The 8,488-nt window shown below is 58.0% G+C and carries 5 protein-coding genes and 1 pseudogene; 5 read left to right on the forward strand and 1 reads right to left on the reverse strand.

Going from position 1 to position 8,488, the window contains the following annotated elements; all coding sequences use genetic code 11:
• Window positions 1-9 precede the first annotated feature (9 nt).
• Both panC and GGD62_RS39360 read left to right on the forward strand, forming a co-directional pair.
• Window positions 10-849, forward strand: a pseudogene (panC, locus tag GGD62_RS39355) (pantoate--beta-alanine ligase).
• Window positions 850-2,476: 1,627 nt separating this feature from the next.
• On the forward strand, window positions 2,477-2,677 hold the full coding sequence (locus GGD62_RS39360; RefSeq protein WP_104463791.1) for a hypothetical protein: 201 nt from the start codon (window positions 2,477-2,479) through the stop codon (window positions 2,675-2,677).
• A gap of 881 nt (window positions 2,678-3,558) precedes the next feature.
• Here the strand turns inward: GGD62_RS39360 and GGD62_RS39365 are convergent.
• The gene (locus GGD62_RS39365; protein WP_183714494.1) at window positions 3,559-3,762 is read right to left on the reverse strand and encodes a hypothetical protein; all 204 of its coding nucleotides are present in this window, start codon (window positions 3,760-3,762) and stop codon (window positions 3,559-3,561) included.
• 395 nt (window positions 3,763-4,157) lie between these two features.
• On the opposite strand from GGD62_RS39365, the gene GGD62_RS39370 reads away from it, so the two are divergent.
• The 3 genes from GGD62_RS39370 to GGD62_RS39380 all read left to right on the forward strand — a co-directional run.
• Window positions 4,158-4,367, forward strand: coding sequence for a hypothetical protein (locus tag GGD62_RS39370; RefSeq protein ID WP_183714497.1), 210 nt, complete (start codon window positions 4,158-4,160; stop codon window positions 4,365-4,367).
• Window positions 4,368-5,719: 1,352 nt separating this feature from the next.
• On the forward strand, window positions 5,720-6,106 hold the full coding sequence (locus GGD62_RS39375) for an ectoine synthase (RefSeq protein ID WP_183714500.1): 387 nt from the start codon (window positions 5,720-5,722) through the stop codon (window positions 6,104-6,106).
• Window positions 6,107-6,554: 448 nt separating this feature from the next.
• Window positions 6,555-8,488 (forward strand): AMP-binding protein (locus GGD62_RS39380; RefSeq protein WP_246800507.1); only part of this gene is annotated, 1,934 nt, incomplete at its 3' end.

Below are 8,488 nucleotides of genomic sequence, written 5' to 3' on the forward strand. Positions count from 1 at the left end.
GGGTAAGAAATGCAAGTCATTACGAAGGTCGCTGAGCTGCGTCGGGTCCTTGCAGACGTCCGCAACTCCGATAAGCGCATCGGGTTCGTTCCGACGATGGGATACCTGCACGACGGCCACCTGTCCCTGATCTCGGCTAGCCGTGGACACTGCGACGTAACTGTCGTTAGCATCTTCGTCAACCCCACTCAGTTCGGCCCAAATGAGGATCTCAGCAGGTACCCTCGGGACTTCGCCCGCGATGAAGCCTTGTGCCGTAGTGCCGGGGTCTCCATCATCTTCGCGCCAAGTGCAGAGGAGATCTATCCGGCTCAGTTTGAGATATTTGTCGAGCCGGGCGAACTCGCAGAACCGCTCTGCGGAGGTTTCAGGCCCGGACATTTTCGTGGTGTCGCGACTGTCGTCTGCAAGCTATTCAACATGGTGCAGCTGGACGCCGCGTACTTTGGACAGAAGGATTTTCAGCAATGCGCTGTGATACGCCGCATGACGGTTGATCTGAATATTCCGATCGAGATCGTCACCGTGCCGACCGTGCGGGAGCCCGACGGGCTGGCAATGAGCAGTCGCAACCGTTATCTCAGCCCGGAAGAACGTGGTCGGAGCCTTGCGATCAGCCGTGGCTTGTTCGCCGCAGCCCAAGAGTTTGCCTGAGGGGAGCGGGAGGCGTCAACGCTGATTGCGCTTGCAAGAAAGCATTTGGAAAGGGTCGATCGACTCCAGTACCTTAAGCTTGTCGACGCTGGGACCCTCAGGATTGCCGAGAGCCCTCTGCGCTATCCGGCGGTGCTCTGTGTCGCAGCGTACGTGGGCTCGACTCGGTTGATCGACAATGTAGTCCTGACCTAGCTAGCCAGATCCGCAAGCGACTGCGCTCAGAAGCAGCCGAACCCGATCAGCTAGCCTTGAAATCCTCAACATCCTGAAGAGTTCTCGAACGCGATCCGAAATTGCTCCTTCTCCTGAACAACTGCCCGCGCTCGAGCTCTTGATGTCGGTTGATTGGCCCTGCCGCTGACAAGTGGAGCGAGAGCGGGGCCGCTCCACTCTGCCGAGAGCAGCCAAGTGCGAGGTCGCTTTCCGTATTATGACTTCGGCGGCTCGCTCAGACGCCCCGGGACATTCCGACCGCTTTGCGCGCTTTCTACGACGTTGCGCAAAGCAATCTCAGAAAGTCGTACAACGAGCTGTTTGAGGCGCGCAATCTCCTGCTTGCAGCGCTCAAGCTCGTGCTGTTCGGCCGTCATCACAGATGTTGTGGGACGTCGGCTGCTGCCAAGATGATTCATGTAGCTCCCTTTCCTATTCGACAAACACAGCAGAAAATCTGAACAGCCCAGGCGCTTCTCTTTCCTGAACGAGGCGCCTCGACGTCAGATCGGAGCGTTTCACATGCAGCACGCGGCTGGGCTGGTGTGTTAGCTCACTCCCTGCAAAGGGCTCGGGCCCAGCTCGCAGATGGACGGCGCTTTCGGCGACGCCATCTCGCTCATGCCTCATGCTCAGTTGCAGTAATGGCTCACAATGTGGCCGCGGAATATGCCGCCCCGGGCTGCATGTGATTGCTCCGGGCGGAGACTGTAACAAAATGGCAATATCGATTAATGCGACGAGCCGCGCTCCCGCGCTCAAATCCTGCATTGCGGCAGCGACCCCGATGTATTTTCACACGACGCTCGCGTGTCCGTGCTGGGGTCCTTTCAGCTACACCAGGCTTATATGTCGAAAACGCAAGTCGCTACTGAGATCACCCGCCTGCAAGCGGGCATTCCCAAAGGAGGATCGCTCAAAATCGTGTGCTGCCAATACGTGCGATTGTGGATCAATAGCCACACGCCTATAACCGCGAAATTGACTCCCCGATCAAGCTGCGTAAAGCCGAAGATCGCCAAAAGCGCCTAGGGGCGCGAGTCACGGGTCACTGAGGGTGGGCGTCGGATCTCGCGCGATTTCGTCGCCAGACATGGGGCGGGCGCCGGCTTTTGAGGCAAAGATAAGCTTCGCCGCAACAATTGATCGCGATGTCCCTCTACAGTGCAGGATGCGAAGCGCTCGGGCTTGGTTGGACGCAGCAGGCTCGATAAGCGGCAAATCCTCTGGCGGCAATTGAACCTGATGAGGCGGCAACGAACTAGCAGGGTCCGAACATTGGCCTGCCGCAGCCGGCCAGCCAGTCCGGCGCGCAATAGATGGCCGAGCATGCCCTACGTCATCGCAGAGCATGACCGCGGGGTGTCAACCTAGGCTCTGAGCCCTGCCAAGCTTGTCTGTTAAGCCGAGAGGGGCGACGAGAAAACTAAAGCAGGTCGATCAAGCGAGCTGCTGCAATGGATCAGCCATCGCAGAGATGCTGGACATTGCTCCTCCGTGAAAATCGGGTGACCCGCAGTCGCGAAGCCTCATACGGTCTGATGTCTTGCGTTGCGGTCCAGCAAATGCCCATTATCTTCCTCGATGGGGTGAGGGAGATCTCCCAATGCTGGACGGTGCCACGACCGCGCTCCTGCGCACGATCCTGGATGAGGTTTGCGAGAACGTCTCACCGTATGACGCCGGCGTCCGCGCCTACGTTGCCTCCAAAATCCTGGAGGCCGCCACCAGAGGTGAGACGCGCCCCGATCTGCTTAAACAGATCGGTCAGGAAGCTCTTTCGAAAGCACCAACGATGTGGCGATAGATCTAATCGCGTCGCCTGCGGCGTAGCGATCTGACCAGCTCTCAGGGCTGTATCGTGGTCACAAATCGATGGCGGGCCAACGTCACACATGATGCGCGTTATCCGATGGAGCATTGTCATGGCGCATCCTTTCGCGCGCAGAGGACGCGAACGGCTCCGCGCTTGAAGTTCATTGTTCATTTCTGGGCAACATTCACCAGCGTGCGGGTGGTCGGTGTGCCGATTGAGAAGCGGCATGCGGTGTTCGTCAACCACGCGTCCAACGGGACGTTTGTGCGATGGAGATTTCGGCGAAGTGTCGTATCGTTGCGCTCGAGCGTTCCTGGCGGCGGGAGTTGATACGCTCTTACGCCCATCGCATGTGCAGGCTCGAACGATCACACAACCTGGCATCTCGATGCTCTGCTCAAAATCAGACCTTGTTTTCCCGCGAAGCGGTGAGCATCTGCTTTGTCCGTTCGGCTTGTCCAATGGTTAGATTGGCTGCCAAGCTGGTCCCAATCAGCGCTGGGCCCTTACGTTCCCGATCATAAACCATCCAACCCTTCCGCACAAAGAATCTGTTTTGCGAACAAGCGCCGTCAGTCAATCTTAGTACCCCCGTTCATTACCACGATACGTCACGATAGGCCCATGCAAGCCGCCGCCCCGCATTTGCATATGTGAATCGGTTGGCACTTTGCTCGCTGCGAGCGGCCGAGGGTTGAAAGAAGAGAGCAGCTCGCACAAAAGGCAGCGCATCCAAGCCTTGGCGCACGCATCCTTGCGCGCCACGATGCCGGTGAGGCGTCGTGCTGTAACACTCATCCGCAAACGCTGGCTAACTCAGTGTTCGGCGCGGGAGCGCGATCAACTCAGGCGAGTCGGCGCGCCGTTGCTGTTTACTCCTGTGCGAGCGCCGCAAGTGCCCTTTCGATCACTGTGATATCTTGACTGACCTGAGCGATCGCTGGCTTCGGATCAATTCCGGTAACGCAGTTCAACTGCTGCAGTAGCTCCCGCCGATGCATCAGAAGGTTCTCCAGCGCGCTGCGGTCGTTTAGTTTCACATAGCCGTCCACAATCAACCCAATCGAAAGAGACATCGAAACTCTCAAACAAAGCTGTTCTCAACGAAGAAGCGTATAGCACATCGGCAAATGATGTTCAGCCCGCCGGGAGAAAGTACTGACGGGCGAGCTTGTTAGCGACAAGCGTCCGGCACCCAGGGCGTGACCGACTATTCCTCGCGCTTCACAAGCGTCCAGCTCTGTTTGAGGGACTGGCCGAGCAGAAAGACGGCGTATGGCGAGCCAAAAAGGCTGCGGATCGTCGCGATGGAAATGCGAGGCTAGTTGGAGGAATGATTTCAAGAGCTGCCACGGTTCTTATCCTCCTGCCGAACGGCTTCCACGATGCGATGACAGCGGCGCGTTGACCGACGACATGCCCGCCTGAATATCTCTTCGTAGAGATTGCGACGACGTCAGGAGCGTCCAGGATGCTCGATGAATTTTTGGCCTGCATTCGTGCTCACCGTGACAACATCCGCCGCTATCGTCGCCTGCTGAAGTCGAACCTGTCGGATGTCGAACGTCAGTTCATCGAAAACCGCCTGCTCGAAGAGCAGACCGCGCTCGAGTCTCTTTCGGCCGAGACCTTCCCGCTCGCGTTTAGCCTTCGGAAGGGGGCGGACATGCCGGCAAGCTAGGCGAGGAGCCGCGAACCGCGCGCGCGTTCCGGACCCCGGCGGCGTGATCTGCTGACTTGCGCGGGGGCGCGGTGGGACCTCAGTTCTACTGAGGGGCGCTCCAGCTGCGTCGATGGAATCTAATTCAAGATCAATATATTAGAGTGTGTCTGGGACTGCGCACGCGACCCAACGAACCAAAATGGTCGCGCGAGCGAGCGGCCTCGTGTCACTGTAATCGCGACGAGCGGGCTGGTCACGGCATTCGAACCCGAATTATATCCGATAAGGTCACCGAGTGCGCATTTGAGGCGTCCGAGCATGAACCTCAAGAAGCATTCCGCGCGCTCGCCCGAGCTTTGGTGGCGCAGCTGCATGTGGAAGCTGTCTCTCGCTCGCGCCCCGCTCTGTCTGCCGTTCACCGCGAGAAGCTGGTGCAGCGGCTCTTGATTGTCTGGAAGCTACAGGTGTTCGGGATAAGCGACCGATTTCTCAAATTGGTGGCGCACGCCGGGACGAGATACTCAGAGATCGTCGCAACGCGCTCAATTCGGTCGCGGCTCTCCCGCTCCCTCCAAGTCAAAGTCTGCTAAATCGGCGGCCAGAGCTCGGAAGCGGAAGCGCAAGGTTGCGAAAAAGAGAAACAACTCATAGGGCAGCCACAGGGGGGCGCAGCTTGTGCCAAAATTTCCGACGTTCACAACATGTTTTCTGATGACGCCAGATGTAGTTTGCAACTTCTAAAGCGCGGAAGCGGTTTGGGGATCTTGACCGTCCGCGCTGTTCGACCGGTTCTTGCTCGCGGACCTGTTTGTATTCGGCCAATATCTCGGCAGTTTGTTAGATTGGCTACACGCCCAGCCAAATCGTTCTCACTCGCTAGCCAGCTGAGACAGCCGCAACTTCTATCTTTCATCGGTTTGCGACCACGGCATGAGATTTGCTCTCCTAGCTGACACGCTCGGAAACCGCATTCGCGGCGAGAGGCAAGGCAACGAAGGAAGGAAACGACTTGCCAAATCTGCGACTGCAGACAGTTCATGTCGCCGGCAATGCCTCCAGCAGCATTCCGGGGAAGAGAATGGTAAGCGGCGGTAACAAGGTGGAACATCAAGCCGGTACGCGCCGATCGGGCTCGGCTGCGAAACACCCTCGCGTCTATAGTTTTAATAGTCGATGTGGGGCGAATGGCAGGGCTTTTGCGTCTAGCCAATCCCTTAGGGCTACTGCACGGGTTCTCAGCAACCGGCGGCGGGGTTTTTCGACGGAGATCACAGTCGGCCGCGCGACAGGGAGATCGCAGTACCGGGGCAGAACAACCGCCTCCAGCCTTTGGATCAATCACTTCAACCTGGACGGAGCAATCGAACACTATGATTGTGCGTAGCCTGCACGAGGTTGAAGCAACCGATCACTTCGTCGATTGGGGCAATGGTACTAGCCACCGCCTCCTGACGGATAAGGACGGCATGGGTTTTAGCATCTGCCACACCGTCGTGCGCGCTAACACCGTTTCTCTTCTGCAATACCGGAATCATCTCGAAGCCTGCTACTGCATCGGCGGAGAGGGCGAGGTCGAGGACATGGACGGCAATGTCTTTCCCGTTCGCCGGGGCGACATGTATGTCCTTGACAAGCATGACAAGCATCTCCTGCGCGGGGGACGGGACAAGGACATGATCCTCGTTAGCATCTTCAACCCGCCCCTCACCGGAACCGAACGCCACAAGCTCGACGACCCTGCAGGCTCCGCGTATTGAGCGTTGTGAAGAAACGCAAATCCAATATGAACTGCCGCTAATTGCGAGAAACATTTACTCAAGCCATCCAGCACTGCCCCGTACCGCACGCGCGGACCTCAGAAAAACTTCTTTGTCCCGGCTTTGCGAAGGTGCGCGCGATGCGGTTCGGCTGAGCTGACAAATTACTTTGGGATTCCAGGCTTGTCCGGAAGCCCAGGCGGGCGGAGGCTTGTGCCGATTAATGGCGCGCTCAGTTGTACGATGTCTGGCGACGCTGTTGGACAGCTGACATAGCACCACTGTGACGATCGCAGCGATCGCACTCGATTTCACCTTTGGCACGAAACATGCGTAATCCTCTAAAGAACGCCATAGAGGAAAAGTCATTCGATGAGAACGCTTACCAGAAGCGCTGACGCGTTGAGTGGCAGCTGCGATACTGCCGGCACCATATTTGGTGATGCGGATGAGCGATGAACCGGTGCAGAGCATATCTGGCGCACATGAACTGCTGGCGCGCGGGGAGGAGTTTTGGCGACGGCGGCTCGAGCAGTTTAGAATATTGAATCCTCCTTTCGTGTCATCGTCCGTGGCTGCGGCGCCTTCCCGATGGCAGTCGAGTTCGTGGTTCACCCCAAGCGCTTTGGCTAAACTTTCCCCACAAGCTCGATCGGAATATTTGGTAACGGCTTGGCTGATCTATCTCGCTCGGATGACGGGGGAAAAAGAATTTCAACTGGGATGGAAGCCTGCATGGGATGGATTGCAAACTGGCTCCAAACTCGTCGAGGTGTTGATCGCCTCCGTCGTGCCGATGGATGTTTGCATCGGACTTGCTCTCGATTTTGAAGAAGTGCGCAAAACCGTAGCGGCCGAAGTCGCTCAGCTGAGGGCGCACGCTAGCTTTGCCCGAGATCTTATCGCGCGCTACCCGACATTGCGAAGTGTGGAGGCGTTACGGGCGCTCCAGCCTTGGCCGATCGGCGTTGCAATCACGACAGAGAGCTGTTCCGTCGCCGCCGATCTGACGACGAGCCACAAGGATGGCCAAGCCTTATGCGGCGATTTTCTGACCTTTGAGGTTCGCGCTCTGGATGGGAGCTTCCGCTGGCATTTTGATGCCGCTCGATTAACGCCCAAGCAGATCGACCGCATGACGCAGCATTTGCAAGCTTTGTTACGCGGCGTGATGGACGATGCTGGGCAGTCTGTCGGCCGAATTGACATTCTGCCGACTGACGAGCGCAGGTATCTACTTGAGGATTTGAATCGGACGGCGGCGCCTTATTCGTTTGAGCGATGTATCCATGAGCTGTTCGAGGCGCAGGTGCAAAAGGCCCCGGAAGCGGTTGCCGTGGTCCATGAGAAGGAGAGACTGAGCTATGGCGAACTCAATGCGCGGGCCAACCGGCTGGCGCATTATCTGATCGAGCTCGGGGTCAAGCCGGACCAACCGGTGGCGATCTGCCTGGAACGCAGCCTAGCGATCGTGGTTGGTCTCTTGGCGATCCTGAAGGCTGGCGGCGCCTATCTGCCGCTAGATCCGGCTTATCCGTCAGCGCGCCTGCGGCAGATTGTCGACGATGCAAAACCGAAACTGCTGCTTTGCGATGTCGCCGGTCGAACTGCATTGGGCGCCGAAGCCGTGGCCGATGTGACGGTGGTCAATCTGGAGACGGCGACCCCGACTTGGGGCGAGCGGCCGGCTTCGAACCCGGACCCGGGCACGCTTGGCCTCACATCGCGCCATCTCGCCTATGTCATCTATACCTCCGGATCAACCGGAATCCCCAAGGGCGTAGAAATGTCCCATGGCGCGCTTGTGAATTCGCTTGCGGGGATTGGCACGTCAAAACTGCGCACACTTCAATTCGCGACCCTGAACTTCGATGTGTCCTGCCAGGAATTGTTCATCTGTTGGAAGGACGGCGGAGTGCTTGTGCTCGTGCGGGAAGAGACCCGGAGGCGCTTCTCCGACCTGCTGGAATTTGTAGAGCGGGAGGCGATCGAGCGGCTTTTCCTCCCGTTCGTGGCATTGAATCATTTTGCGGAAGTCTGGAGCACGCAGCGCGTGCAGCTGCCCTCTTTAAGAGAGCTTTATACAGCCGGCGAGCGATTGCAGGCAACTCCTCTGCTTAGGGCGTTCTTCGAAGCACACCCGAACGCGAGATTGATCAATCAATATGGCTCCACGGAAATCAGCGTCATTTCCGAGCACCACCTTGCAGCTGATCCGTCATGTTGGCCCCAGATGCCTCACGTCGGGCGTCCAATCGCCAACACGCGGGTGTACCTGCTGGATGGCCATGGCGGGCTGGTGCCGTTCGGCGCGGTGGGCGAGCTTTACATTGGCGGGGCGGGGGTGGCGCGGGGCTACCTGAACCGCCCTGAGCTGACAGC

This window comes from Bradyrhizobium sp. ERR14, assembly GCF_014198235.1.
Lineage (GTDB): Bacteria > Pseudomonadota > Alphaproteobacteria > Rhizobiales > Xanthobacteraceae > Bradyrhizobium.